Consider the following 25,553-nt stretch of genomic DNA (forward strand, 5'->3'; position numbering starts at 1 on the left):
CAGCGCTTTTCACAGGCGCGCTTTTCACATTCCAGGCAGCCCCAGCAGCCGCAGACCTCTTTCACAGGAACCCCATGAGCAGCAGCATCACTTCGCGCGAGCTCGGCCACATGCCCGACGGCCGCGCCGTCACCGAGTACACCCTGGACAACGGCCGCGGCCTGAGCCTGAGCGCCATGAACCTCGGCGGCATCGTCACCGCGCTGCGCGTGCCCGACCGCCACGGGCAGGCCGCGAACGTGGTGCTGGGCCTGCCGACGCTGGCCGAGTACCTCGCGCCGCATCCGCACCTGGGCAGCATCGTGGGGCGCCACGCCAACCGCATCGCCGCGGGGCGCTTCACGCTCGACGGCACCACGCACCAGCTGGGGTTGAACAACGGGCCGAACTCGCTGCATGGCGGCGCGACCGGTTTCGGCAAGCGCTACTGGGACATCAGGGAAATCGCCCCGTCGTCAGCGCAGGCGTCGCGCGGCGACGTGGCCATCGAGCTGCGCTACACCAGCGCCGACGGCGAAGAGGGCTACCCCGGCGAGCTGCAGCTCACCGTGCGCTACACGCTGGCTGCGCAAGCCGACACCTGGCGCATCGACTACAGCGCCGTCACCGACAAGCCCACGGTGCTCAACCTCAGCCACCACGACTACTTCAACCTGGCCGGCGGCGGCTCGGTCATGGACCACCGGCTCACGCTGCCGGCCAGCCGCTACTGCCCGGTGGACGACACGCTCATTCCGCTCGGGCTGGCCGACGTGGCGGGCACGCCCTTCGACTTTCGCGAGCCGACGCGCATCGGCGAGCGCGTGCGCCAGGGGCATGCGCAGCTGCTGCGCGCGCACGGCTACGACCACAACTGGGTGCTCGACCGCGCGCAAGAGCACGAGGGCCTCGCGCTGGCGGCGCGGCTCGAGCACGAGGCCACCGGCCGCGTGATGGAGGTGCACACCAGCGAGCCCGGCGTGCAGTTCTATTCGGGCAACTTCCTCGACGGCAGCCTGTTCGGCAGCGCGGGCGCCAGCCTGCGGCAGGGCGACGGGCTGTGCCTGGAAACGCAGCACTTCCCCGATTCGCCCAACCAGCCGGCCTTTCCGTCGACGGTGCTGCGGCCGGGGGAGCGCTTTCACAGCGCGACGGAGCACCGCTTCGGCATCCTCGGCTGAGGCTTGAAAGCCGCGCGGCCGGCTAGCCCGCGAACAGCGGCGCCGGCACGCCCGGGCTGTCGATGCGCACCTTGAAGAGCCCACCGGCCAGCGGCTCTTCCTGCAGTTGCGCGTCGGTGCGGCCGTTGCGCGCGGTCGTGATGTACAGCGTGCGCAGGTCGGCGTCGCCGAAGGCGCAGTCGGTCACGTTGCTGGCCGGCAGGTCGATGCGGCACAGCTCCTGCGCGCTCACGGGGTCGTGGCAGGTGACGCAGGCGCCGTCCCAGTGCGCGATCCACAGGCGGCCGGCGGCGTCGGTGGTCATGCCGTCGGGCAGGCCGTCGCCCTTGGGAAGGCGGTGCCACGTGCGGCGGTTGGCGACCGTGCCCGCGTCCATGTCGAAGTCGTAGGCGTAGAGCCTGTTGAGCACCGTGTTGTTGAAGTACATGGTGCGGCCGTCGCCCGACCACGTCGGCCCGTTGGTCACCTCGAAACCGTCGTCGTGCCTCGTGCAGCGGCCGTCGGCGTCGTAGCGGTACAGCGCGCCGGTGGGCGCCTTGCAGTCGAAGTCCATGCTGCCGGCCCAGAAGCGGCCGCGGCTGTCGCACTTGCCGTCGTTGAAGCGGTTGCCGGTGCGCTCGGTCTCGGGCTGGTGCAGGTAGCGCGGCTTCGCTTCGTCGCCCGGCGCCGTGGTGTCGAACAGCGCGAAGCCGCGGCGCAGCGTGATGAACAGGCCCGGTGCCGAGGCGCGCTCGGCGATGGCGGTGATTTCTTCGTCGAAGTGCCAGCTGCGCTGCGCGCCGGTGGCGGGGTCGTGGCGGAACAGGCGCGGCGTGAGGATGTCGATCCAGTACAGCGCCTGCTCGCGCACCGACCACAGCGTGCCCTCGCCGAGGTTGGCTGCCGCGGGCCAGATGCATTCGGGCGCGCCGAGCACGGTGGGGGTGTTCGTCTCTTGCTTGTTCATTTGTTCTTCCTTTGTCTCCTTGACGCGGCGGATCGTATCAAGGCATATTGATAACCGAAATCAAAAATACTGGCATCGATTGATATGCGTTTTGCAATGTCATGAGATGCGCACCTGGAGACTTTTTCTTGAACTCCCCACAGCTTTCCACTCCTCAGCTTTCCGTCTACCCCAGCTTGAAGGGCCGCACCGTGTTCGTCACCGGCGGCGGCAGCGGCATCGGCGCGGCCATCGTCGGCGCCTTCGCCGCGCAAGGCGCGCGCGTGGCCTTCGTCGACATCGCCGAAGCGGCCAGCGCGGCGCTGTCGAAGCAGATCACCGAGGCCGGCCATGCCGCGCCCTGGTGGCGCGCCTGCGACGTGCGCGACATCGCCGCGCTGCAGCAGGCCGTGGCCGACGCCGCGGCCGAACTCGGCGACTTCGCGGTGCTGGTCAACAACGTGGCGAGCGACGACCGCCATACGCTCGAGTCGGTCACGCCCGCGTACTACGACAACCGCATGGCCATCAACGAGCGGCCGGCGCTGTTCGCCATCCAGTCGGTGGTGCCGGGCATGAAGCGCCTGGGCTTTGGCTCGGTGGTCAACCTGGGCTCCACGGGCTGGCAGACCAAGGGCTCGGGCTACCCCTGCTATGCGATCGCCAAGTCGTCGGTCAACGGGCTCACGCGCGGGCTGGCGGTAGAGCTGGGCCGCGACCGCATCCGCATCAACACCGTGTCACCCGGCTGGGTGATGACCGAGCGGCAGGTCGCGCTCTGGCTCGACGAGGAAGGCGAGAAGTCGCTGCAGCGCAACCAGTGCCTGCCCGACAAGCTGATGCCGGAAGACATCGCGCGCATGGTGCTGTTCCTGGCGTCGGACGACGCGAAGATGTGCACAGCGCAGGAGTTCACGGTGGATGCCGGGTGGACGTGATGGCGTTGCCCCCTGCAAGGGGGTAAGCGAAGCGACACAAAGTGCGCAAGGTGCGCAAAGACAGGGTCAGTCCAGCTCCAGCTTGCGCCCGTACACGCTCACGCTCGCCGTCTTCAACGCCTTCATCATCACCTTCGCCGCCGGCGACAGCAGCCGGTCCGTGCGCGTGATGATGCCGAAGGCGTCCATGTGGCAGGGCATGTCCAGCGGCAGCAGCGACACGATGCCGTGCGATGCGTAGTAGCGCGCCACGTCGGTCGCCAGCACGGCCACCATGTCGCTCTGCTGCAGCATGCGCGTGATGAAGAGCAGGGCCGAACTCTCGATGGTGTTGGTCGGCGGCGCCAACCCTTCTTCCTGGAACATCAGCTCGAAGCGGTGGCGCAGCACGCTGCCCGCGGGCGGCACGATCCAGCCGGCGCTCACCACGTCGCGCAGGGTGAGCCCGCTCACGCCCAGCAGCGGATGGCCGGGGCGCACCAGCGCGCACACGGGCTCCTCGGTGAGCGCCTCGTAGCGCAGCTGCGACTTGTCGTGCTCGGCGAACAGCCGCGCCACCAGGATGTCGAGCTTGCCCTGCTCGAGCCGCTCGATGAGCACGGGGCTGGTCTCTATCTCCAGCGACACGCGCAGGTCGGGCTGTTCGCGCTTGACCATGGCCACGGCCGGCGGCATCAGCGTGAGGCCGGGCGCGGTGATGGCGCCCACGCTCACATGGCCGAAGCGCCCGGCCTTCAGCGCGGTGAGCTCGTCGTGCGCCTGGTTGAGGCTGGCGAGCGCCACGCGGGCGTGGCGGATCATGGTCTCGCCGTACCAGGTGGGGCGCATGCCGCGCGGCAGGCGCTCGAACAGCGGCACCTCCAGCACGTCTTCCAGGTCCTTCAGCAGCTTGGAGGCCGCGGGCTGGGTCATGTTGAGCACCTGGGCGGCGCGGTGGATGTTGCCTTCCTCGGCGAGCGCCACCAGCAGGAGCAGTTGCCGGGTCTTCAGCCGGGCGCGGATGAACCAGTGGTTGTAGTTGGTCATTTCTGTGGAAACCAAGGACTGACCGGGTTTTCCAGAATCCGGCGATTGATATGCATTTTGCGTAAAAAACGATTGGATCGATATCAATTCTGTTCCTAGACTGGCCGCACATCCAGAACAACAGAGACAAGGTCCACGCCACGGTGATTCACGGCGAGATCCATCAGAACGTGCGGCAGTACATCAACGGCCGCTGGGAAACCAGCGCGACCACGGGGATGAGCGCCAACCCCTCGGACACCACCGAAGTGGTGGCCGAGTACGCACGTGCGGACCGCCGCCAGGCCGAACTCGCCATTCGCGCGGCCACCGAGGCCTTTCCCCACTGGAGCCACAGCACGCCGCAGCGCCGCGCCGACGTGCTCGACCGCATCGGCGCCGAGCTGCTCGCCCGCAAGGACGACCTGGGCCTGCTGCTGGCGCGCGAGGAGGGCAAGACGCTGCCCGAGGCGGTGGCCGAGGTGGCGCGTGCGGGCCAGGTCTTCAAGTTTTTCGCGGGTGAAGCCCTGCGCGGGGGCGGCGGCGAGAACGTGGCCTCGGTGCGCGCGGGCGTGCAGGTCGATGTCACGCGCGAGCCGGTGGGCGTGGTCGGGCTCATCACGCCGTGGAACTCGCCCTTCGTCATTCCGGCCTGGAAGATCGCGCCCGCGCTGGCGCACGGCAACAGCGTGGTGTTCAAGCCCGCGGAACTGGTGCCGGCCTGCGGCTGGGCGCTGGCCGAGATCATCAGCCGCGCGGCCTTGCCGGCCGGCGCCTTCAACCTCGTGATGGGCAGCGGCCGCGAAGTGGGGCAGGCGCTGGTCGACAGCCCGCTGGTCGATGCGCTGAGCTTCACCGGCTCGGCCGCCAACGGCGAGCGCGTGCTGCAGGCGGCGGCCACGCGGCGCGCCAAGGTGCAGCTGGAAACCGGCGGCAAGAACGCGCTGGTGGTGCTGGCCGATGCCGACCTCGACCGCGCGGTCGACTGCGCGGTGCAGGGCGCGTATTTTTCCGCGGGCCAGCGCTGCACGGCGTCGAGCCGGCTGATCGTGGAGGCGCCGGTGCACGACGCCTTCGTCGCGAAGCTGCGCCAGCGCCTGAAAGACCTGAAGATCGGCCACGCGCTGGAGCGCGGCGTCGACATCGGCCCGGTGGCCGACGAGGAGCGCCTGGCGCAGAACCTGGCCTGGGTGGGCATTGCGCGCGAAGAGGGCGCCGAGCACGTGTGGGGCGGCGAGGCGCTGCAGCGCGCCACCGCCGGCCACTACATGAGCCCCGCGCTGTTCCTGGCCAGGCCCGCGCACCGCATCGCGCGCGAGGAAATCTTCGGGCCGCTGGCCTGCGTGCTGCGCGCCGCCGACTACGACGAGGCGCTGGCCCTGTGCAACGACACGCCCTTCGGCCTGTGCGCGGGCATCTGCACCAACTCGCTGAAGCACGCCATGCATTTCAGGCGCCATGCCGTGGTCGGCATGACGATGGTCAATCTGCCGACCGCGGGGGTGGACTTTCACGTGCCCTTCGGCGGCCGCAAGGGGTCGGGCTACGGGCCGCGCGAACAAGGGCGCCACGCCGCGGAGTTCTACACGACGGTGAAGACCGGCTACATGCTGGCCTGACCGGACGGGGTTTCGTTCACCACACCAACAGCCAACAGCAAAGTCCTCGAGACATCAAGAAGGAGACATCCCATGACCATGAATCGCCGCACCCTGAACACCGCGCTCGCCGCCGCAGCCCTGGGCAGCATGCTGCCCGTGTCCGTCTTCGCGCAGAAGAAGCTCGTGCTGGGCTTCGCGCAGGTGGGCGCCGAGAGCGAATGGCGCACCGCCAACACCGAGTCGATCAAGTCGTCCGCGAAGGACGCCGGCATCGAGCTGAAGTTCTCCGACGCGCAGCAGAAGCAGGAAAACCAGATCAAGGCCATTCGCTCGTACATCGCGCAGAAGGTGGACGTGATCGCGTTCTCGCCGGTGGTCGAGTCGGGCTGGGAAACCGTGCTGCGCGAGGCCAAGGCCGCGAAGATCCCGGTGGTGCTGACCGACCGTTCCGTCAACACCAAGGACGACACGCTCTACGTGACCTTCATGGGCTCCGACTTCATCGAAGAGGGCCGCAAGGCCGGCCGCTGGCTGGTGGAGAAGATGAAGGACCAGAAGGGCGACGTGAACATCGTCGAGCTGCAGGGCACCGTGGGCTCGGCGCCGGCCATCGACCGCAAGAAGGGCTTCGAGGAAATCATCAAGGCCGACCCCAAGTTCAAGATCATCCGTTCGCAGACCGGCGATTTCACGCGCGCCAAGGGCAAGGAGGTGATGGAAGCCTTCCTGAAGGCCGACGGCAAGAAGATCAACGTGCTCTACGCGCACAACGACGACATGGCCATCGGCGCGATCCAGGCCATCGAGGAAGCGGGCCTGAAGCCGGCCAAGGACATCACCATCATCTCCATCGATGGGGTGAAGGGCGCCTTCGAGGCCATGATCGCCGGCAAGCTGAACGTGTCGGTCGAATGCAGCCCGCTGCTCGGGCCGCAGCTGATGCAGGCGGTGAAGGACATCAAGGACGGCAAGACGCTGCCCAAGCGCATCGTGACCGTGGAAAGCATCTTCCCGATGGAAGTGGCGGCCAAAGAGTTTCCGAACCGCAAGTACTGAGGAAGCACGGACATGAAACGCCACTTTCTCAAGGCCACGCTCGCGGGCGTGGCGCTGGCCGTCGTCGGCTTCACGCCGATGGCCAACGCCCAGGACAAGGGCCTGATCGCCATCTCGATGCCCACCAAGTCGTCGGCGCGCTGGATCGCCGACGGCGCCAACATGCAGAAGTACTTCAAGGACAAGGGCTACAAGACCGACCTGCAGTACGCGGACGACGACATTCCCAACCAGCTCGCGCAGATCGAGAACATGGTGACCAAGGGCTCGAAGGTGCTGGTCATCGCGGCCATCGACGGCACCACCTTGTCCGACGTGCTGCAGAAGGCCGCCGACAAGGGCGTGAAGGTGATCGCGTACGACCGGCTCATCAAGGGCTCGAAGAACGTCGACTACTACGCCACCTTCGACAACTTCCAGGTGGGCGTGCTGCAGGCGCAGTCGATAGAGAAGGCGCTCGACCTGAAGGGCGGCAAGGGGCCGTTCAACATCGAGCTGTTCGGCGGCTCGCCCGACGACAACAACGCCTTCTTCTTCTACAACGGCGCGCTCTCGGTGCTCAAGCCCTACATCGACAGCGGCAAGCTGGTGGTGCGCAGCAAGCAGATGGGCATGGACAAGGTCGGCACGCTGCGCTGGGACGGCGCGGTGGCGCAGGCACGCATGGACAACCTGCTGTCGGCCTACTACACCAAGGACCGCGTGGACGCGGTGCTGTCGCCGTACGACGGGCTTTCCATCGGCATTCTCTCGTCGCTGAAGGGCGTGGGCTACGGCTCGGGTTCGCAGCCGATGCCCATCGTGTCGGGGCAGGACGCGGAGGTTCCTTCGGTGAAGTCCATCCTGCGCAAGGAACAGACCTCGACCGTGTTCAAGGACACGCGCGAGCTCGCCAAGGTGACGGTGGCCATGGTCGACGCGATGCTCTCGGGCAAGACGCCCGAGGTGAACGACACCAAGACCTACAACAACGGCATCAAGGTGGTGCCCTCTTACCTGCTGAAGCCGGTGAGCGTGGACGCGTCGAACTGGAAGACGGTGCTGGTCGACAGCGGCTACTACAAGGAAAGCCAGATCAAGTGAGCCACGAAGGCGAACGCACCACCCTCGAGATGCGCGGCACCATCCTCGAGATGCGCGGCACCATCCTTGAGATGCGCGGCATCACCAAGACGTTTCCCGGCGTGAAGGCGCTGAGCAACGTCAACCTGGCGGTGCGCGCGGGCGAGATCCACGCGGTGGTGGGCGAGAACGGCGCGGGCAAGTCGACGCTCATGAAGGTGCTGAGCGGCGTGTACCCGTGCGACTCGTACACCGGCGCCGTGCATTTCGAGGGCGAGGAGCGCCGCTTCAAGGGCGTTGCCGACAGCGAGAAGCTGGGCATCATCATCATCCACCAGGAGCTGGCGCTGGTGCCGCTGCTGTCGATTGCAGAGAACATCTTCCTGGGCAACGAGATGGCCCGCGGCGGCGTGATCGACTGGTTTGCCGCGTACGCGAAAACGCGCGAGCTGCTGGCCAAGGTGGGCCTGAAGGAGCCGCCCACCACGCTGGTGACCGACCTGGGCGTGGGCAAGCAGCAGCTGGTCGAAATTGCCAAGGCGCTGGCGAAGGAGGTGAAGCTGCTGATCCTCGACGAGCCCACCGCCAGCCTGAACGAAAAGGACAGCGACGCGCTGCTGGAGCTGCTGCTGGCGCTCAAGCGCCAGGGCATCGCGTCGATCCTCATCTCGCACAAGCTCAACGAGATCGCCAAGGTGGCCGACGCGGTGACGGTGCTGCGCGACGGCGCGACCGTGGAAACCATCGACTGCCGCACGCAGCCCATCAGCGAGGACCGCATCATCCGCGGCATGGTGGGCCGCGACATGGAACACCGCTACCCGCAGCGCACGCCGAAGATCGGAGCAACGGTGCTCGAGGTGCGCGACTGGCGCGTGCACCACGCGCTGCACGCCGACCGCGAGCAGATCAAGGGCGTGAGCCTGCACGTGCGCCAGGGCGAGATCGTGGGCATTGCCGGGCTCATGGGCGCGGGCCGCACCGAGCTGGCGATGAGCGTGTTCGGCAGGTCGTACGGCCAGCGCATCAGCGGCCAGGTGCTGATGCACGGCAAGCCGGTGGACGTGGGCACCGTGCGCAAGGCCATCGACCACGGCATCGCCTACGTCACCGAAGACCGCAAGGGCCTGGGGCTGGTGCTGGAGGAAGACATCCGCAAGAACATCAGCCTGGCGAACCTCGACGCGGTTTCGCAGGGCGCGGTGATCGACACCGGGCGCGAATTCAAGGTGGCCAACGACTACCGCAAGGCGCTGAACATCCGCTGCTCGGGCGTCGAGCAGCTGGTGGTGAACCTGTCGGGCGGCAACCAGCAGAAGGTGGTGCTGAGCAAGTGGCTCTTCACGAAGCCCGAGCTGCTGATGCTCGACGAGCCCACGCGCGGCATCGACGTGGGCGCCAAGTACGAGATCTACACCATCATCGACCAGCTCGCGAGCGAGGGCAAAGGCATTCTCATGATCTCTTCGGAACTGCCGGAACTGCTCGGCATGTGCGACCGCATCTACGTGATGAACGAGGGGCGCTTCGTGGCCGAGTTCACGGCGGCCGAGGCCTCGCAGGAACGCATCATGCACGCCATCGTGAGCGCGGGGAGCTCGGTCCATGTCGCAGCCTGAAGTGAATGCCGTGAAGCCCGCCATGCCCCTGGCCGAGGGGCCGAAGCTGCATGCCGGCTTCCTGAAGAACAACCTGCGCGAGTACGGCATGCTGATCTCGCTGGTCGCGATCATGGTGCTGTTCCAGGTGCTGACCGACGGCACCTTGCTGCGCCCGCTCAACCTCACCAACCTGCTGCTGCAGAACAGCTACGTGGTCATCATGGCGCTGGGCATGCTGCTGGTGATCGTGGCGGGGCACATCGACCTGTCGGTGGGCTCGGTGTGCGGCTTCATCGGCGCGCTGGCGGCGGTGCTGATGGTGGAGTACGAGTGGCACTTCGTGCCCACCGCCATCGTGAGCATCGCGGCGGGCGCGCTCATCGGCGCGGCGCAGGGCTGGTTCGTGGCGTTTCGCAAGATCCCGTCGTTCATCGTCACGCTGGCGGGCATGCTGGTGTTCAAGGGGCTCACGCTGGCGCTGCTCGCGGGGCAGTCGGTCGGGCCGTTTCCCGAGGCGTTCCAGCGGCTGAGCTCGGGCTTCATTCCCGATCCACTGGGGGGTGGCGCCTTGCGCACCACATCGCTGGTGGTCGGCGCGCTGGCGGCCTTCGCGCTGGTGTTCTTCAAGCTGCGCGGGCGCGCCCGGCTGGCGGCGCACGGCATGGAGCAGGAGCCCTACGCCTTCTTCCTGGTGAAGAACCTGTGCTTCGCGGCCATCATCCTGTTCTTCAGCTACCTGCTGTCGACCTACAAGGGCCTGCCCAACGTGCTCATCGTGATGGCGGTGCTGATCGTGGTGTACGACTTCGTCACCAACCGCACCACGCTGGGCCGGCGCATCTACGCGCTGGGCGGCAACGAGAAGGCGGCCCGGCTGTCGGGCGTGAAGACGCAGCGCCTGGCCTTCCTCACCTTCGTGAACATGGGCGCGCTCGCGGCGCTGGCCGGGCTGGTGTTCGCGGCGCGGCTGAACACGGCCACGCCCAAGGCGGGCCTGGGTTTCGAGCTCGACGTGATCGCGGCCTGCTTCATCGGCGGCGCCTCGGCCTCGGGCGGCGTGGGCCGCGTGATGGGCGCGGTCATCGGCGCCTTCATCATGGGCGTGATGAACAACGGCATGTCGATACTGGGCATCGGCATCGACTACCAGCAGGTCATCAAGGGCCTTGTGCTGCTGGCGGCGGTGTTCATCGACGTCTACAACAAGAACAAGTGAGCGCGCATGGCTGACAGCACTCCATCGCCCGTGCTCGAACTGAAGGGCATCCACAAGCAGTTCGGCGGCATCCACGTGCTGCGCGACGTGCGGCTGAACCTGTACCCCGGCGAGATCCATGCGCTGATGGGGCAGAACGGCGCGGGCAAGTCCACGCTCATCAAGGTGCTGACGGGCGTGCTGCCGTCCAGCGGCGGCGAGATGTTCCTGGACGGCCGGCCGATTCGCCCCGCGTCGCCGCTGGACGCGCAGAAGCTGGGCATCAGCACGGTCTACCAGGAGGTGAACCTGTGCCCCAACCTGTCGGTGGCCGAGAACGTGTTCGCGAGCCGGTATCCGCGCTGCGGCATGGCGCAGGGCTTTCGCATCGACTGGGCGTCGGTGAACCGGCGCGCCGAGGAGCTGCTCGCGCGCATCGGGCTGGACATCGACGTGACGCGGCTGCTGTCGAGCTACTCGGTGGCGGTGCAGCAGATGGTGGCCATCGCGCGGGCGCTGGGCGTGTCGTCGAAGGTGCTGATCCTCGACGAGCCGACATCGAGCCTGGACGACGACGAGGTGGAAAAGCTGTTCGAGGTGCTGCGGCGTTTGCGCGGCGAGGGGCTGGCCATCGTGTTCGTCACGCACTTTCTCAACCAGATGTACGCGGTGTCGGACCGCATCACCGTGCTGCGCAACGGCGCGTGGATCGGCGAGTGGCGCGCGGCGGACCTGGGGCCGCAGGCCCTGATCGCTGCGATGCTGGGGCGCGAGCTGGCGGCGCAGTCGGCACGGCCGGCGGCGCTGCCAGCGTTCGACGAGGCGGCGCCTGCGCTGCTGCAGGCTGAAGGGCTGGGGCAGGCGGGGCAGCTGCAGGCGACGGATTTGCGCGTGCGCGCGGGCGAGGTGGTCGGCATTGCCGGGCTGCTGGGCGCGGGGCGCACGGAGCTGGCGCGGCTGCTGTTCGGGCTGGAGATGCCGGACCGCGGGGTGCTGAAGGTCGATGGGCGCTCCGTCAGCTTTTCGAATCCCGCGGATGCGATTCGCGAAGGGTTGGCGCTGTGCCCTGAAGAACGCAAGACCGACGGCATCGTCGCGGAGCTGTCGGTGCGGGAGAACATCGCGCTGGCCTTGCAGGCGCGTCTGGGCACCCGGCGCTTTCTGCCGCATGCCGAGCAGACGGAGATGGCCGAGCGCTTCGTGAAGTCGCTGGGCATCAAGACCGCGAGCGTGGAGACGCCCATCGGCTTGCTGTCGGGCGGCAACCAGCAGAAGGCCATGATCGCGCGCTGGCTCGCGACCGAGCCGCGCCTGCTGATCCTGGACGAGCCGACGCGCGGCATCGACGTGGCGGCGAAGCAGGAAATCATGGAAGAGATCTTGCGGTTGGCGCGCGCGGGCATGGCGGTGGTGTTCATCTCGTCGGAGATGAGCGAGGTGGTGCGCGTGGCGCATCGCATCGTGGTGCTGCGGGACAGGAAGAAGGTGGGGGAGCTGCCGGGTGGGGCTTCGGAGGATGAGGTTTACGAAATGATTGCCGCTGCATGATGAAAGCTCCGTCCTCGTGTTGTCCCCTCTCCCGCTCGCGGGAGAGGGCCAGGGTGAGGGCCGCGGCCTTCGGCAACCAGCAGGCCTCGGTACAAGCCGTACCCTCACCCCAACCCTCTCCCGCAAGCGGGAGAGGGGGCAAGACCGGCCGACGCAGCAGCGGTCTCTCGTGTTGTCCCCTCTCCCGCTCGCGGGAGAGGGCTAGGGTGAGGGCCGCGGCCTTCGGCAACCAGCAGGCCTCGGTACAAGCCGCACCCTCACCCCAACCCTCTCCCGCAAGCGGGAGAGGGGGCAAGACCGGCCGATAGAGCACCTGAGATGACCAACTCACAAAACAATCGGCTGGCGAACGTCATGAGCCACCGCCTCGCCTGGCCCCTCGTCACGCTCGTGCTCCTGCTCGCGGTGAACACCGCCTTCAACGCCAGCTTCCTCCACCTCGAATGGCGCGACGGCCATCTCTACGGCAGCCTCATCGACATCCTCAACCGCGCCGCCCCCCTGGTGCTGGTGTCCCTCGGCATGACCCTGGTGATCGCCACGCGCGGCATCGACATCTCGGTCGGCGCGGTGGTGGCCATTGCCGCGTCGCTCGCGGCCTGGATGATCGGCGGCTCGGTCGCCAGCGACGTGAGCCGCTTTCCGATGTCGCTCGCCATCCTCGCGGCCATCGGCATCGCCTTGCTCTGCGGCCTGTGGAACGGCCTGCTGGTCGCCAAGGTCGGCATGCAGCCGATCATCGCCACGCTGATCCTCATGGTGGCAGGCCGCGGCATCGCGCAGCTGATTGCCGACGGCCAGATCATCACCATCTACTACAAGCCCTTCTTCTTCCTGGGCAGCGGCTACCTGCTGGGCCTGCCGTTCTCGCTGTTCATCGTGGCGGCGGTGTTCGTGCTGCTGTACCTGGCCATCACGCGCACGGCGCTGGGGCTGTTCATCCAGGCGGTGGGCATCAACCCGACGGCGGCGCGCGTGGCGGGCATCCAGGCGCGGCGGCTCGTCGTGGGGGCCTATGCCTTCTGCGGCGCCTGCGCCGGCGTGGCGGGCCTGCTGATCAGCTCCAACGTGAAGAGCGCAGACGGCAACAACGCGGGCCAGCTTATCGAGCTCGACGCGATCCTGGCGGTGACGCTGGGCGGCACGGCGCTCACCGGCGGGCGCTTCAGCCTGGTGGGCAGCGTGATCGGCGCGCTCATCATCCAGACGCTGACCTACGCGATCTATTCGCTGGGGGTGCCGCCGGAAATCAACCTGGTGGTGAAGGCGGGGGTGGTGTTCGCGGTGATGCTGCTGCAGTCGCCGGAGTTCAGGGCGCAGGTGCGGGTGCTGGTGCAACGGCCCGTGCAACGGCCTGTGCAGGAAGGGGACGCGGCATGAGCGCGGTGATCGATACAACAACCTCACCCCAGCCCTCTACGCTCAGCGGCAAAGGGGGCGGGAGAGGGGGCCATGCGGGGAACAAAAAGAAAGGGCTCAACCCGAAGTACCTGCCGCTGACCGCGACCATCTCGCTGTTCCTGCTGGTGGCCACGCTGGGCTCGGTGTTCTACGACGGCTTCTTCTCGGCGCAGGTGTTCCTCAACCTGCTGATCGACAACGCCTTCCTTATCGTCGTCGCCGTGGGCATGACCTTCGTCATTCTTTCGGGCGGCATCGACCTGTCGGTCGGCTCTGTCATCGCGCTCACCACCATGGTCTCGGCCTCGCTGGTGGAAAAGCACGGCTGGAGCCCGGGCATCGTCATTCCGCTGGTGCTCGCGATGGGCACGGCCTTCGGTGCGTTCATGGGGCTGCTCATCGAGCGTTTCAGGCTGCAGCCCTTCATCGTCACGCTGGCGGGCATGTTCCTGGCGCGCGGGCTGTGCTACCTCATCAGCATCGACTCGATCAGCATCACCAACGCGTTCTATTCCGAGGTGTCGCAGGTCCGCATTCCGATCTGGGGCGAGGCCTCGGTGTCGATCAGCGCGGTCATCGCCATCGTGGTGCTGCTGGCGGCGGTGTTCATCGCGCACTGCACGCCCTTCGGCCGCGCGGTGTACGCCATTGGCGGCAGCGAGCATTCGGCCATGCTCATGGGCCTGCCGGTGCGGCGCACGCTCATCGGCGTGTACACGCTGTCGGGCTTCTGCTCGGCGCTGGCGGGCGTGATCTTCACCTTCTACATGCTCTCGGGTTACGGGCTGCACGCGGTGGGGCTGGAGCTGGACGCCATCGCGGCGGTGGTCATCGGCGGCACGCTGCTCACGGGCGGCGTGGGCTACGTGGCGGGCACGCTGTTCGGCGTGCTGATGCTCGGGATCATCCAGACGCTGATCTCCTTCGACGGCACGCTCAGCTCGTGGTGGACGCGCATCGTGGTCGGCGCGCTGCTGTTCGTGTTCTGCCTGCTGCAGCGCTTCTTCACCTCGCGCGCACCCCGGCGCTGACCCTTCACCTCTCTCCCTCAGGACACCTCGCATGCCGGACACCCCTCCGAAGAAACTGCGCTCGACCGAATGGTTCGGCTCGGCCGACAAGAACGGCTTCATGTACCGCAGCTGGATGAAGAACCAGGGCATTCCCGACCACGAGTTCGACGGCCGCCCCATCGTCGGCATCTGCAACACCTGGTCGGAGCTCACGCCGTGCAACGCGCACTTCCGCAAGATCGCCGAGCACGTGAAGCGCGGCATCTCCGAGGCAGGCGGCTTCCCGGTGGAGTTCCCGGTGTTCTCCAACGGCGAGTCGAACCTGCGGCCCACGGCCATGCTCACGCGCAACCTCGCGAGCATGGACGTGGAAGAGGCCATTCGCGGCAACCCGGTCGATGCGGTGGTGCTGCTCACGGGCTGCGACAAGACCACGCCCGCGCTGCTGATGGGCGCTGCCAGCTGCGACATTCCGGCCATCGTGGTCACTGGCGGGCCCATGCTCAACGGCAAGCTCGATGGCAAGAACATCGGCTCGGGCACGGCGGTGTGGCAGCTGCACGAATCGCTGAAGGCGGGTGAAATCGACCTGCACCAGTTCCTCTCGGCCGAAGGCGGCATGTCGCGCTCGGCGGGCACCTGCAACACCATGGGCACGGCCTCGACCATGGCCTGCATGGCCGAGGCGCTGGGCACCTCGCTGCCGCACAACGCGGCCATTCCGGCGGTCGACGCGCGGCGCTACGTGCTGGCGCAGATGTCGGGCATGCGCGCGGTGCAGATGGCCAAGGAGGGGCTCACGCTGTCGAAGATCCTCACGCGCGAGGCCTTCGAGAACGCCATCCGTGTGAACGCGGCCATCGGCGGCTCGACCAACGCGGTGATCCACCTGAAGGCGATCGCGGGGCGCATCGGCGTCGAGCTGGAGCTGGAAGACTGGACGCGCATCGGCAGCCACACGCCCACCATCGTCGACCTGATGCCCTCGGGCCGCTTCCTGATGGAGGAGTTCTATTACGCCGGCGGCCTGCCCGCCGTGCTGCGGCGCCTCGGCGAGAACGGGCTGCTGCCGCACCCCGGCGCGCTCACCGTGAACGGCCGCTCGCTCTGGGACAACGTGCGCGAGGCGCCCAGCCTGGACGACGAGGTGATCCGCCCGCTGAGCAACCCGCTGATCGCCGACGGCGGCATCCGCATCCTGCGCGGCAACCTGTCGCCGCGCGGCGCGGTGCTGAAGCCCTCGGCCGCCACGCCGGAGCTGCTGAAGCACCGCGGCCGGGCGGTGGTGTTCGAGAACCTGGAGCACTACAAGGAGCGCATCGTCGACGAAGACCTCGACATCGACGCCAGCTCGGTGATGGTGCTGAAGAACTGCGGCCCCAAGGGCTACCCCGGCATGGCCGAGGTCGGCAACATGGGCCTGCCGCCCAAGCTGCTGCGCCAGGGCGTGAAGGACATGGTGCGCATCTCGGACGCGCGCATGAGCGGCACCGCCTACGGCACGGTGGTGTTGCACGTGGCGCCCGAAGCCGCCGATGGCGGGCCGCTGGCGGCGGTGCGCGACGGCGACTGGATCGAACTCGACTGCGACGCGGGCCGGCTGCACTTGGACATTAGCGACGAGGAACTCGCCGCGCGGCTGGCCTCGCTGTCGGGCACCGACGCGCAGCCGATGAGCACGCGCGGCGGCGGTTACCAGAAGCTCTACGTCAACCACGTGCTGCAGGCCGACGAAGGCTGCGACTTCGACTTTCTCGTCGGCTGCCGCGGCGCGGCCGTTCCCCGCCATTCGCATTGACCACACGAACACCCATGACCCCCAGATACCGCGGCATCTTCCCGGTGGTGCCGACCACCTTCACCGAACAGGGCGCGCTCGACCTCGAGAGCCAGAAGCGTTGCGTCGACTTCATGATCGACGCGGGCTCCGACGGGCTGTGCATCCTGGCGAACTTCTCCGAGCAGTTCGTGTTGTCCGACGACGAACGCGAAGTGCTCACGCGCACGATCCTCGAGCTCGTGAAGGGGCGCGTGCCGGTCATCGTGACCACCACGCACTACAGCACCAAGGTCTGCGCCGAGCGCAGCCGCCGCGCGCAGGACATGGGCGCGGCCATGCTGATGGTGATGCCGCCGTACCACGGCGCCACCTTCCGCGTGCCGGAGCCGCAGATCTTCGAGTTCTACGCGCGGCTGTCGGACGCGGTGGGCATTCCCGTCATGGTGCAGGACGCGCCGGCCAGCGGCACCGTGCTGTCGGCGCCCTTCCTCGCGCGCATGGCGAAGGAGATCGAGCACGTGGCGTACTTCAAGATCGAGACGCCGGGCGCGGCGGCCAAGCTGCGCGAGCTGATCCGCCTGGGCGGCGACGCCATCGAGGGCCCGTGGGACGGCGAGGAAGCCATCACGCTGATGCCCGACCTCGACGCCGGCGCCACCGGCTCGATGACCGGCGGTGGCTACCCCGACGGCATTCGCCCCATCATCGAGGCGCACCGCGCGGGCGACCGCGACACGGCATTCGCGCTGTACCAGCAGTGGCTGCCGCTCATCAACTACGAGAACCGGCAGGCCGGCCTGCTGGCCTGCAAGTCGCTCATGAAGGAGGGCGGCGTGATCGCTTGCGAGGCGCCGCGGCATCCGCTGCCGGCGATGCACCCTGAGACCCGTGCCGGCCTGATCGAGACGGCGAAGCGGCTCGATCCGCTGGTGCTGCGCTGGGGGCGCTAGGGGCACTAGGGTCACGCGCCGCTGCCGCGGCGGTGAACGCCACGTCGCTCCCCTCGGCGAAGTAGGGCGCGAGCAGCTCGGTCAGCCAGGTCATCACCGCGAGCACGCGCGGCGCGAGCTGGCGGCGGTTGACGTACACCAGCGACACCGGCATCGGGCGCGCGGCAAAGCCCGGCATCACCTGCACCAGCGAGCCGGAATCGAAGCAGGGCTGCAGGCCGCCGACCGGCGCCTGGATGAGCCCCAGGCCCGCCACCGCCGCGGCGTTGTACGCGTCGGTGCCGTTCACCGTGACCAGGGAGCGCACAGGCTGCATGCGGTAGCGGCCCTGTACCGCGTCGAAGTACTCCCAGCCCGCGTCGTTCGGCGACAGCGTCTGCGCGAAATGCACGATGCGGTGGTGCGCCAGGTCGGCCAGGGTGCGCGGCGTGCCGTGCGCCTGCAGGTAGGCCGGGCTCGCGGCGTTGGCCATGCGCATGAAACCGAGCGGCCGCGCGACCAGCTCGGAGTCGCCCAGCACGCCCACGCGCAGCACGCAGTCGAAGCCTTCGTTCACCAGGTCGACGCGGCGGTCGGTGGTGCTGATGCCGATTTCCAGCGCGGGATGCAGCGCGAGAAATTCGGGCAGGCGCGGAATGACGAGGTCGCGCGCCACGGTGGCCGGCAGGTCGATGCGCAGGCGCCCGGTGAGGCCGCTGGCGTCCGAGCGGAACATGCCGGCCAGCTGCTCGCCTTCGGCCAGGTAGTCCTTGCAGCGCTCCAGGAAGCGCTCGCCGTCCTCGGTGAGGCGCACGCTGCGCGTGGTGCGCTGCAACAGCCGCGTGCCCAGCCGCTCTTCGAGCTGCTGCACGGCCACCGAGGTGCGCGCGCGGGTCAGCCCGAGCTGGTCGGCGGCGCGGCTGAAGCTGGCGAGCTCGGCAACCCGCGAGAAGATGCGCAATTCGTCGGTGTTCATGGCGTCGGATTGTCCTGTCGGCTGATAACAGTGTGCTCCGATGCGCGGGATTTATCTTGTGGGCGGTAATTTTTAAAGTCAGTTCATCAAGCACCCCCATCAACCACCCGAGGACTTTGAAATGACCGGTTCCACTCTCTCCCGCACCGCACTCATCACCGGCGGCGGCCGCGGCCTGGGCCGCAGCGCCGCGCTGGCGCTGGCCGCCGACGGCGTCGATGTGATCCTGACCTATGTGTCGAACGAAACCAGCGCGCGGGCGGTGGTGTCCGAGATCGAGGCGAAGGGCCGCCGCGCCGTGGCGCTGCCGCTCGACGTGGGCGACAGCAAGACCTTCGCGGCCTTCGCCGATGCGGTGAAGGCCGCGCTGGCCGCCACATGGCAGCGCGAGCGCTTCGACTTCCTCGTGAACAACGCCGGCGTCGGCCTGCACGCGAGCTTCGAGGAAACGACCGAAGCGCAGTTCGACATGCTCTTCAACATCCACTTCAAGGGCACGTACTTCCTCACGCAGAAGCTGCTGCCGCTGCTCAACGACGGCGGGCGCATCGTGAACCTGTCGTCGGGGCTCACGCGCTTCTCGATGCCCGGTGCCTCGGCCTACGCGGCGATGAAGGGCGGGGTGGAAACGCTGACGCGCTACCTCGCCAAGGAGCTGGGCGCGCGCGGCATCTCGGTGAACACCATTGCGCCGGGCGCTATCGCCACCGACTTCAGCGGTGGCATGGTGCGCGACAACCCGCAGGTGAACGCGATGGTCGCCGGCTTCACCGCGCTGGGACGCGCGGGCCTGCCCGACGACGTGGGCGGCGCCATCGCGAGCTTGCTGAGGGAGGGGAACGGCTGGGTCAACGCCCAACGCATCGAGGTGTCGGGCGGGATGCTGGTCTGAGCACGCGGCGTGCCCGGACGCTCAGGACAGAACGATCAGCTCTTCTCGAGCTCGGTGAGCTGCAGCGACAGGTCGAACAGCTTCGACTTGCTGGCGTAGTAGCGGTCCAGGCGCCACTCTTTCAGGATGTCCATGGCGAGCTCGAAGCTCTTGTAGTCGAGGTTGTACAGCGTGATCAGCTCGAAGCTGCGTTCGGACTCCAGGGCCAACACGAGCTGGGCCAGGATCTTGGCCGATTCGTTGGCCGGGTCCGTTTCGATGAATCGGCGAGCGACCTTGATGGCATTCATGGGAAGGGATTCCTCGGGTGGCAGGGAGCTAGAACTATAGCTAGCGTGCGCCGGCCCTTTATGACGGTTTTGTGACAACCAAGGACATAGCCCGCGGGCCGGAAACACCGGGCCGCGGGCTATGGCAGGCAGGTCGAAAAAGCGTCGGGAACGCTCAGCGCATCGGCATCGGCGCGGGGCGGGGCGCCATCACCGGCTCGGGCGCGCGGTCCATCGGCATCGGGCGCATGCCCGGCGCGGGCACGGTGCGCACGGTGGTCGTGACCGATTCGCGGATCACGCCGCCCCCCATCACGCTGCCTTCCACGGCGGCGCTGGTGTTGCCGGCACCGCCCAGCACGCGGGCCTCGCAGTCGGCGCGGTCGGCCGGCTGCTGCAGGCCGCAGCGTGCGAGCGCATTGGCGCGGTAGTCGGGCGCGCTGGTCAGGCCGCCGCGGGCCGCGGCCTGGCGCGCGGCGCCGGCTTCGCGGATGCAGGCGGCACGGTCCTGCTGGTTGTGGCCGCACACCGCCAGCTCGCGCTGGTAGGTGCTGTCGGATTCGCCGCGGCGCGGGCCGGCGGCCGAAGCCACGGTGGCGCTGGCCACGCCGCCCAGGGCGAGCAGCGCGAAGATCATCGAACGCGAGGTCTTGCTTTGCATGAGGTGCTCCTTGGTTTTCAGGGAATTGCTGCGGGGACTCGACGCGGCGATTCAGCGCGACGGCACGGTCTGCGCGGGCAGGGGGGTGACGGTTTCGCGGATCACGCCGCCGCCCATCACGCTGCCTTCGGTGGTGGTGCGGGCACCGCCCTTGATGCGCGCTTCGCACTCGGGCTGGTCGGGGCCCGGCTGCTCGCTGCAGCGCGCCAGCGAATTCACCTCGCCGCGCGCGGGGCTGGGCGTGGTCAGGCCGGCGCGGCCGGCTTCCTGGCGGGCGGCACCGGCTTCGCGCAGGCAGGCGGCGCGGTCTTGCTGCACGCCGTCGCAGGTGGCGCGTTCCTTCTGCATGCGGGCTTCGGTACCGGGCGCCTGTGCGCCGGCGGTCTGCGCGCCGAAGACCATGAAGCCACTGGCGGCGAAGAGTGCCGTGGCGGAAAGGATGGAACGTACTGTTGTTGTCATGCGGGCTCCTTGGTTGGGGCACGCACCTGCTTTCAGTTGCGTGACCGGAGCCACAGTGTGGTGTCGGCGAAGGCGGCGGGTCTGTGGGACAGCCGCACCGTTCGACCGGGCCGGACGCGCCCCTGCATGTGGGACACGTCCGTCAGCAAAGCCTTCAGCCGGCCGCGATGCGGCTCGCGAGGTGAGCCAGCGCTTCTTCCACCTGGTCGACCAGGATCAGCGACAGGTCCCCGGGCTGCAGGCGCGCCAGCGCGGTGTCGATGGCGACGAACTCGCCGCGGATCTCGTCGATGTAGCGCGTGCGCGCCGCGCCCTGCAGGCCCTGGCGCAGCAGCGCCATCACCTCGCCGTCGGCGCGGCCGCGCTGCGCCGCGTCCTGGTACAGGATCACGTCGTCGAAGGCCTGGCCCAGGATGGCGGTCTGGTCGCGAATGTCGGAGTCGCGCCGGTCGCCCGCGCCGCTGATGACCACCGAGCGCTTCTTCGCCGGCATGGTGTCCACCGCCGACACCAGCGCGCGCATGGCGTCGGTGTTGTGGCCGTAGTCGGCGATCACGGTGGCGCCGCGGTAGTCCATGACGTTGAAGCGCCCTGGCACGCCGGCCGCGTCGTTCATGAAGCTGGCCAGGCCGCTGCGGATGGTGTCCCAGTCCAGCCCCACGGCCCAGGCCGCGGCCACCGAGGCCATCACGTTGTCGACCTGGAAGCCGATGGTGCCGCCGCGCGTGATGGGCACGTCGCGCAGCGCGATGCGTTCGCGCCACGAGCCTTCGGCGGCCACCAGCGTGTCCTGGTCGACATATACGGTGCGCTTGCCCTGCGCGCGGTGCGTGGCCATCACCGGGTGCATGCGGTCGGCGGTGAAGAAGATCACGTGGCCGGGGCAGCCCGCGGCCATGGCCGCGACGTTCGGGTCGGCGGCGTTGAGCACCGCGTAGCCGTCGGCGGACACGTTGCGCACGATCACGCGCTTGAGCACCGCCAGGTCTTCCACGGTGGTGATGTAGTTCAGCCCCAGGTGGTCGCCGCTGCCGATGTTGGTGACCACCGCCACCTGGCAGCGGTCGAAGCCCAGGCCCTCGCGCAGCACGCCGCCGCGGGCCACCTCGAACACGGCCGCGTCCACGTCGGGGTGCATCAGCACGTTGCGCGCGCTCTTGGGGCCGCTGCAGTCGCCGCTGTCGGTCTGGCGACCGTCGACGTACACGCCGTCGGTGTTGGTCATGCCGGTGCGCAGGCCGCTGGAGGCGAGCAGGTGGTTGATCAGCCGCGCGGTGGTGGTCTTGCCGTTGGTGCCGGTGACGGCCACCACCGGAATGCGGCCGTCGTCGCCGTGCGCGTACAGCGTGTCCATCACCGCCTCGCCGACCGCGCGGCCGCGGCCGAACGAGGGCGAGATGTGCATGCGCAGGCCGGGCGCGGCATTGACCTCGACCACGCCGCCGTGCTGCTCCTCGAGCGGGCGCAGCACGTTCTCGCAGACCATGTCCACGCCGCAGATGTGCAGGCCGACCATTTGCGCGGCGTCCACCGCGCGCGCCGCCACTTCGGGGTGCACGGTGTCGGTCACGTCCGTGGCGGTGCCGCCGGTCGACAGGTTGGCGTTGTTGCGCAGCACCACGCGCTGGCCGCGCGCGGGCACGCTGTCGGGCGTGAGGCCCTGCGATTCGAGCCGGCCGATGGCGATGTCGTCCAGCCGGATCTTGGTGAGCGAGGTGGCGTGGCCCTCGCCGCGGCGCGGGTCGAGGTTCACGGTGTCCACCAGCTGGCGCACGGTGAGGGCGCCGTCGCCGATCACCTGCGGCGGGTCGCGGCGCGCCGCGGCCACCAGCCGGTCGCCCACCACCAGCAGGCGGAAGTCGAAGCCGGGCAGGAACTTCTCCACCATCACCTCGCCGTACACGGCGGCCGAGGCGTAGGCCGAGAACAGTTCCTCGCGCGTGGTGATGTTCACCGTCACGCCCTTGCCCTGGTTGCCGTCCTGCGGTTTCACCACCACCGGCAGGCCGATTTCGTGGGCCGCGGCCCAGCCGTCTTCGGCGCTGCTCACGGGGCGGCCCAGCGGCACCGGCACGCCGGCGGCGTTGAGCAGCTGCTTGGTCAGTTCCTTGTCCTGCGCGATCGATTCGGCCACGCCGCTGGTGCTGTCGACCTCGGCGGCCTGGATGCGGCGCTGCTTGGAGCCCCAGCCGAACTGCACCAGGCTGCCGCTGGTGAGGCGGCGATACGGAATGCCGCGCGCCACGGCCGCATCGACGATGGAGCCGGTGCTCGGGCCCAGGCGCTCCGATTCGTCGAGGTCGCGCAGCTCGGTGATGGCGGCGTCGGCGTCGAAGGGGGTGTCGGCCTGCGCGGCCGCGATGAGCTGGTCGGCCAGCTCGATGGCGCGGCGGCCCACGGCCTCTTCGCTGTACTGGAATACGACCTGGTAGACGCCTTCTTCCAGCGTGGGCGAGGTGTGGCCGAAGTTGACGGCGCAGCCGGCCTGCGACTGCAGCGCGACGGCGGCGTTTTCCAGCACATGGGCCAGGGCCAGCGGCTGGCCCAGCACCATCGGGTGCAGCTCGCCGATGGTCGGGAAGCGCGCGCGCAGGCGGTCTTCGAAACCGGCCAGGCGGGTGATGGCGTTCTCATCGCCTTCGCAGGCCACGACCGCCTCGATGGCGGTGTGGCGGCTCCAGAGATTGGGCCCGCGAAGGGCTCGGATGCGGGTGACTTTCATGGGGCGGCGAGAGCGTAGGAGCTTGCGGGCTTGAGTTGGCGGCGCGCGAACGCGTCAGATGAACTGGGGGTGCAGCGGCTGGGGATGCATCTGCGGTTGCGGTTGCGGCTGCGTTTGCGACAGCTGCAGCGAGGCCAGCGCGGCCTGCAGGTCGGCCTCGAAGGCTTCCACGCCGGCGCCGATCAGGTTCAGCGGAATGCCCAGCGCCCACGCTGCGGCCACGGCGGCCAGCAGGCTTTCGAGGCTCACGCCGGCATGGGTGGCGCGCCACACGGTGAGGCGGCCCAGGCCGGGCAGGAACGATTCGCTGCTTCCGTTGGCCAGCACCACGCGGTCTTGCCGCACCAGCACGGCCTTGCCGCCGGCGCTCTGGTGCGCGGTGAGGGCGGCGGCCTGCGGGTCGGCCGCATACAGGATGACGGCGCCGTCGCACAGCGGGGCCAGGCCGGCCACGCGCGCGTCGGCCGCGTTCAGCACGGCGGTGCCTTCGGAGAGCACCACGTCGACCTGCGTGCGCAGCACCTTGACCATCTGGTCGCTCTCGGTCACGTCGTAGTCGGCCAGGGCTTCGAAGCCTTCCAGGTCGGTGACGATGCCGACTTCGCAGCGGTCGTAGGAGAGGCCGTCGCGCAGGATGGTCTCGGCGCCGTTCTCGATCACCACGGCCTGCACGGCGCGGTTGACCAGCAGGCGGTGGCCGGCGTCCCAGTTGGCGCTGTCGCGCGCGTCGACGCGGCGGCGTTCCAGGAACAGCCCGTCGCGGCAGGCCAGGCCGGTGTGGCGCCCGCCCAGGTTGATGAGCCAGGCCACCAGCCGCGCCAGCACGGCGGTGTCGCGCGAGCCGGCCACGCCGATCACGGGAATGCGGCCGGGCGCGTCGTTGGGGAACAGGTGGTCGCAAATGGCGCGGCCCACCGGGCGCGGCGAACCGACGGCCGGCTTCAGGTGCATCAGCAGGCCGGGGCCGGCGTTGACTTCGACGATGGCGCCACGTTGCGGGCCCAGCGGCTTGGAGATGTCTTGCGCCACCAGGTCGATGCCCGCGATGTCGAGGCCCACCACGCGCGCGGCCAGCACGGCGGCGTGCGCCACTTCGGGGTGGACCTGGTCGGTGCAGTCGTTGGCCATGTTGCCGTTGCGCTGGATGGTCACCACGCGGCCGGCGGCCGGCACGGCGTTGCCGTCCAGCTCCTGGCGCTTGAGCTCGAGCTGCAGCTTGGCGTCGGTGTCCAGCACGATCACGTCGAGCGGAAACTCTTCTTCGGCGCCGCGGCGCGGGTCGCTGTTGAGCTGCTTTTCGATCAGCTCGCGCACCGTGGCCTGGCCGTCGCCTGTCACGGTGATGATCTCGCCGCGCGCGGCCGCCACCACCTCGCCGCCCACCACCAGCAGGCGGTGCTCGTGGCCGCGGATGAAGCGCTCGACCATCACGTCGCTGCCTTCGGGCTCGGCCACGGCATAGGCGGCCATCACTTCTTCGCGCGTGGTGAGCTCGAGCGACACGCCGCGGCCGTGGTTGGCGTCCGAGGGCTTCACCACCACCGGCAGGCCGATGTCCTCGGCGGCTTCCCAGGCTTCTTCGGCGCTGTCGACCACCTGGCCTTCGGGCACGGGCACGCCGCAGCTCGCCAGCAGGGACTTGGTGAGTTCCTTGTCGCTGGCGATCGATTCGCCGATGGCGCTGGTGTAGTCGGTCTCGGCCGTCCAGATGCGTTGCTGGTTGGCGCCGTAGCCCAGCTGCACCAGGTTGCCGCTGTTCAGGCGCATGTGCGGAATGCCGCGGTCGGTGGCGGCGGACACGATGGCCGCGGTGCTCGGGCCGAGGTAGCAGTCTTCCACCTTGGCCTTGACCGCGTCGACCGCCTTTTGCACGTCGGCGGCGCTGAACGGGTCGTTGTTGATGGCCGCCATCAGCAGGCGGTGGCCCTCGGCCAGCGCCACGCGGGCCACCTGCTCGTCGCGCGCGCGGAACACCATGCGGTACACGCCGTGCTCCGAGGTGCTGCGCGTCTGGCCGAAGCCCGTGGGCATGCCGGCCAGGTTCAGCAGCTCGATCACCACATGCTCGAGCACGTGGCCCGACCAGGTGCCTTCGGTCAGGCGCTGGATGAAGCCGCCGCGCTCGCCCACGCCGCAGTGGTGCTCGATGAGCGCCGGCAGCAGCCCGGTCAGGCGGTCGGTGAAGCCGTCGATCTTGTTGGAGGGAAAGTCCTCCAGCGAGCCCAGGTCGAGCCAGACTTCGAGCACCGGACGGTAGGTCCAGAGGTTGGGACCGCGCAAATAGTTGATGCGCAGCAATTGGATGTCGTCGAAACGGGTCATGCAAACGTTCGATGTGCTTTGGCCGAGCACCGCGG

Annotated in this window: 20 protein-coding genes and 1 pseudogene; 13 read left to right on the top strand and 8 right to left on the bottom strand. The window is 68.6% G+C overall.

Annotation, left to right across the window (positions count from 1 at the left end):
- The first annotated feature begins 74 nt into the window (after positions 1-74).
- A complete protein-coding gene (locus tag QTI51_RS00245) occupies positions 75-1,160 on the top strand; it encodes an aldose epimerase family protein (RefSeq protein WP_286513574.1) in 1,086 nt (361 codons plus the stop codon).
- A 22-nt stretch (positions 1,161-1,182) separates the two neighbouring features.
- Here QTI51_RS00245 and QTI51_RS00250 read toward each other — a convergent pair whose 3' ends face one another.
- A complete protein-coding gene (locus QTI51_RS00250) occupies positions 1,183-2,106 on the bottom strand; it encodes an SMP-30/gluconolactonase/LRE family protein (protein ID WP_286513571.1) in 924 nt (307 codons plus the stop codon).
- 128 nt (positions 2,107-2,234) lie between these two features.
- On the opposite strand from QTI51_RS00250, the gene QTI51_RS00255 reads away from it, so the two are divergent.
- Entirely contained in the window at positions 2,235-3,023 is a 789-nt protein-coding gene (locus QTI51_RS00255; protein ID WP_286513569.1) for an SDR family NAD(P)-dependent oxidoreductase, read from the top strand.
- Between the two features lie 66 nt (positions 3,024-3,089).
- Here QTI51_RS00255 and QTI51_RS00260 read toward each other — a convergent pair whose 3' ends face one another.
- Positions 3,090-4,049, bottom strand: coding sequence for a LysR family transcriptional regulator (locus QTI51_RS00260; protein ID WP_116912331.1), 960 nt, complete (start codon positions 4,047-4,049; stop codon positions 3,090-3,092).
- A 143-nt stretch (positions 4,050-4,192) separates the two neighbouring features.
- On the opposite strand from QTI51_RS00260, the gene QTI51_RS00265 reads away from it, so the two are divergent.
- The 10 genes from QTI51_RS00265 (at position 4,193) to QTI51_RS00310 (ending at position 17,235) form a co-directional block, all read left to right on the top strand.
- On the top strand, positions 4,193-5,647 hold the full coding sequence (locus QTI51_RS00265) for an aldehyde dehydrogenase family protein (RefSeq protein WP_286513566.1): 1,455 nt from the start codon (positions 4,193-4,195) through the stop codon (positions 5,645-5,647).
- 72 nt (positions 5,648-5,719) lie between these two features.
- Positions 5,720-6,685 carry an ABC transporter substrate-binding protein gene (locus QTI51_RS00270; RefSeq protein ID WP_116912329.1) on the top strand — a complete coding sequence of 322 codons (966 nt, stop codon included), beginning with the start codon at positions 5,720-5,722 and terminating at the stop codon, positions 6,683-6,685.
- A 12-nt stretch (positions 6,686-6,697) separates the two neighbouring features.
- Positions 6,698-7,768 carry a multiple monosaccharide ABC transporter substrate-binding protein gene (chvE, locus tag QTI51_RS00275; RefSeq protein WP_286513562.1) on the top strand — a complete coding sequence of 357 codons (1,071 nt, stop codon included), beginning with the start codon at positions 6,698-6,700 and terminating at the stop codon, positions 7,766-7,768.
- Between the two features lie 50 nt (positions 7,769-7,818).
- Complete coding sequence (gene mmsA / locus QTI51_RS00280; RefSeq protein ID WP_286513773.1) at positions 7,819-9,366, top strand: multiple monosaccharide ABC transporter ATP-binding protein; 1,548 nt, start codon at positions 7,819-7,821, stop codon at positions 9,364-9,366.
- Complete coding sequence (gene mmsB, locus QTI51_RS00285) at positions 9,353-10,564, top strand: multiple monosaccharide ABC transporter permease (protein ID WP_286513560.1); 1,212 nt, start codon at positions 9,353-9,355, stop codon at positions 10,562-10,564. Before mmsA ends, mmsB begins: the two co-directional genes overlap by 14 nt.
- 6 nt (positions 10,565-10,570) lie before the next feature.
- Positions 10,571-12,091 (top strand): sugar ABC transporter ATP-binding protein, encoded by a 1,521-nt coding sequence (locus QTI51_RS00290; protein ID WP_286513557.1) that lies wholly within the window; start codon positions 10,571-10,573, stop codon positions 12,089-12,091.
- Positions 12,092-12,409: 318 nt separating this feature from the next.
- Positions 12,410-13,471 (top strand): ABC transporter permease, encoded by a 1,062-nt coding sequence (locus QTI51_RS00295; RefSeq protein ID WP_286513555.1) that lies wholly within the window; start codon positions 12,410-12,412, stop codon positions 13,469-13,471.
- Positions 13,468-14,523, top strand: a complete 1,056-nt coding sequence (gene yjfF, locus QTI51_RS00300; protein ID WP_286513553.1) for a galactofuranose ABC transporter, permease protein YjfF — start codon at positions 13,468-13,470, stop codon at positions 14,521-14,523. Before QTI51_RS00295 ends, yjfF begins: the two co-directional genes overlap by 4 nt.
- Before the next feature lie 31 nt (positions 14,524-14,554).
- Entirely contained in the window at positions 14,555-16,303 is a 1,749-nt protein-coding gene (locus QTI51_RS00305) for an IlvD/Edd family dehydratase (protein ID WP_286513551.1), read from the top strand.
- Between the two features lie 14 nt (positions 16,304-16,317).
- On the top strand, positions 16,318-17,235 hold the full coding sequence (locus tag QTI51_RS00310; RefSeq protein ID WP_286513549.1) for a dihydrodipicolinate synthase family protein: 918 nt from the start codon (positions 16,318-16,320) through the stop codon (positions 17,233-17,235).
- 55 nt (positions 17,236-17,290) lie between these two features.
- Here QTI51_RS00310 and QTI51_RS00315 read toward each other — a convergent pair.
- Positions 17,291-18,190, bottom strand: a pseudogene (locus QTI51_RS00315) (LysR family transcriptional regulator); the annotation flags it as partial.
- A gap of 121 nt (positions 18,191-18,311) precedes the next feature.
- Here QTI51_RS00315 and QTI51_RS00320 point away from each other — a divergent pair.
- The gene (locus QTI51_RS00320) at positions 18,312-19,082 is read left to right on the top strand and encodes an SDR family NAD(P)-dependent oxidoreductase (RefSeq protein ID WP_286513547.1); all 771 of its coding nucleotides are present in this window, start codon (positions 18,312-18,314) and stop codon (positions 19,080-19,082) included.
- 35 nt (positions 19,083-19,117) lie between these two features.
- Here the strand turns inward: QTI51_RS00320 and QTI51_RS00325 are convergent, their stop codons facing one another.
- The 5 genes from QTI51_RS00325 to QTI51_RS00345 all read right to left on the bottom strand — a co-directional run bounded on the left by QTI51_RS00325 (position 19,118) and on the right by QTI51_RS00345 (position 25,518).
- Positions 19,118-19,372, bottom strand: coding sequence for a hypothetical protein (locus QTI51_RS00325; RefSeq protein WP_116912320.1), 255 nt, complete (start codon positions 19,370-19,372; stop codon positions 19,118-19,120).
- 154 nt (positions 19,373-19,526) lie between these two features.
- Positions 19,527-20,012, bottom strand: a complete 486-nt coding sequence (locus QTI51_RS00330) for a hypothetical protein (protein WP_286513544.1) — start codon at positions 20,010-20,012, stop codon at positions 19,527-19,529.
- Between the two features lie 51 nt (positions 20,013-20,063).
- Positions 20,064-20,474: a hypothetical protein gene (locus tag QTI51_RS00335; protein WP_116912318.1), complete on the bottom strand. Its 411-nt coding sequence runs from the start codon at positions 20,472-20,474 to the stop codon at positions 20,064-20,066.
- 154 nt (positions 20,475-20,628) lie between these two features.
- Complete coding sequence (gene cphA / locus QTI51_RS00340; RefSeq protein ID WP_116912317.1) at positions 20,629-23,196, bottom strand: cyanophycin synthetase; 2,568 nt, start codon at positions 23,194-23,196, stop codon at positions 20,629-20,631.
- Positions 23,197-23,250: 54 nt separating this feature from the next.
- Complete coding sequence (locus QTI51_RS00345; protein WP_503011468.1) at positions 23,251-25,518, bottom strand: cyanophycin synthetase; 2,268 nt, start codon at positions 25,516-25,518, stop codon at positions 23,251-23,253.
- Positions 25,519-25,553 lie beyond the last annotated feature (35 nt).

This window comes from Variovorax sp. J22G73 (assembly GCF_030317035.1).
GTDB lineage: Bacteria > Pseudomonadota > Gammaproteobacteria > Burkholderiales > Burkholderiaceae_C > Variovorax.

Coding starts and splice junctions, on each gene's coding strand:
- QTI51_RS00270 (WP_116912329.1), top strand. CDS start 5,720: ATGACCATGAATCGCCGCACCCTGAACACCGCGCTCGCCGCCGCAGCC.
- yjfF (WP_286513553.1), top strand. CDS start 13,468: ATGAGCGCGGTGATCGATACAACAACCTCACCCCAGCCCTCTACGCTC.
- QTI51_RS00290 (WP_286513557.1), top strand. CDS start 10,571: ATGGCTGACAGCACTCCATCGCCCGTGCTCGAACTGAAGGGCATCCAC.
- QTI51_RS00260 (WP_116912331.1), bottom strand. CDS start 4,049: ATGACCAACTACAACCACTGGTTCATCCGCGCCCGGCTGAAGACCCGG.
- chvE (WP_286513562.1), top strand. CDS start 6,698: ATGAAACGCCACTTTCTCAAGGCCACGCTCGCGGGCGTGGCGCTGGCC.
- mmsB (WP_286513560.1), top strand. CDS start 9,353: ATGTCGCAGCCTGAAGTGAATGCCGTGAAGCCCGCCATGCCCCTGGCC.
- QTI51_RS00305 (WP_286513551.1), top strand. CDS start 14,555: ATGCCGGACACCCCTCCGAAGAAACTGCGCTCGACCGAATGGTTCGGC.
- QTI51_RS00330 (WP_286513544.1), bottom strand. CDS start 20,012: ATGCAAAGCAAGACCTCGCGTTCGATGATCTTCGCGCTGCTCGCCCTG.
- cphA (WP_116912317.1), bottom strand. CDS start 23,196: ATGAAAGTCACCCGCATCCGAGCCCTTCGCGGGCCCAATCTCTGGAGC.
- QTI51_RS00325 (WP_116912320.1), bottom strand. CDS start 19,372: ATGAATGCCATCAAGGTCGCTCGCCGATTCATCGAAACGGACCCGGCC.
- QTI51_RS00345 (WP_503011468.1), bottom strand. CDS start 25,518: ATGACCCGTTTCGACGACATCCAATTGCTGCGCATCAACTATTTGCGC.
- mmsA (WP_286513773.1), top strand. CDS start 7,819: ATGCGCGGCACCATCCTTGAGATGCGCGGCATCACCAAGACGTTTCCC.
- QTI51_RS00320 (WP_286513547.1), top strand. CDS start 18,312: ATGACCGGTTCCACTCTCTCCCGCACCGCACTCATCACCGGCGGCGGC.
- QTI51_RS00335 (WP_116912318.1), bottom strand. CDS start 20,474: ATGACAACAACAGTACGTTCCATCCTTTCCGCCACGGCACTCTTCGCC.
- QTI51_RS00250 (WP_286513571.1), bottom strand. CDS start 2,106: ATGAACAAGCAAGAGACGAACACCCCCACCGTGCTCGGCGCGCCCGAA.
- QTI51_RS00295 (WP_286513555.1), top strand. CDS start 12,410: ATGACCAACTCACAAAACAATCGGCTGGCGAACGTCATGAGCCACCGC.
- QTI51_RS00245 (WP_286513574.1), top strand. CDS start 75: ATGAGCAGCAGCATCACTTCGCGCGAGCTCGGCCACATGCCCGACGGC.
- QTI51_RS00310 (WP_286513549.1), top strand. CDS start 16,318: ATGACCCCCAGATACCGCGGCATCTTCCCGGTGGTGCCGACCACCTTC.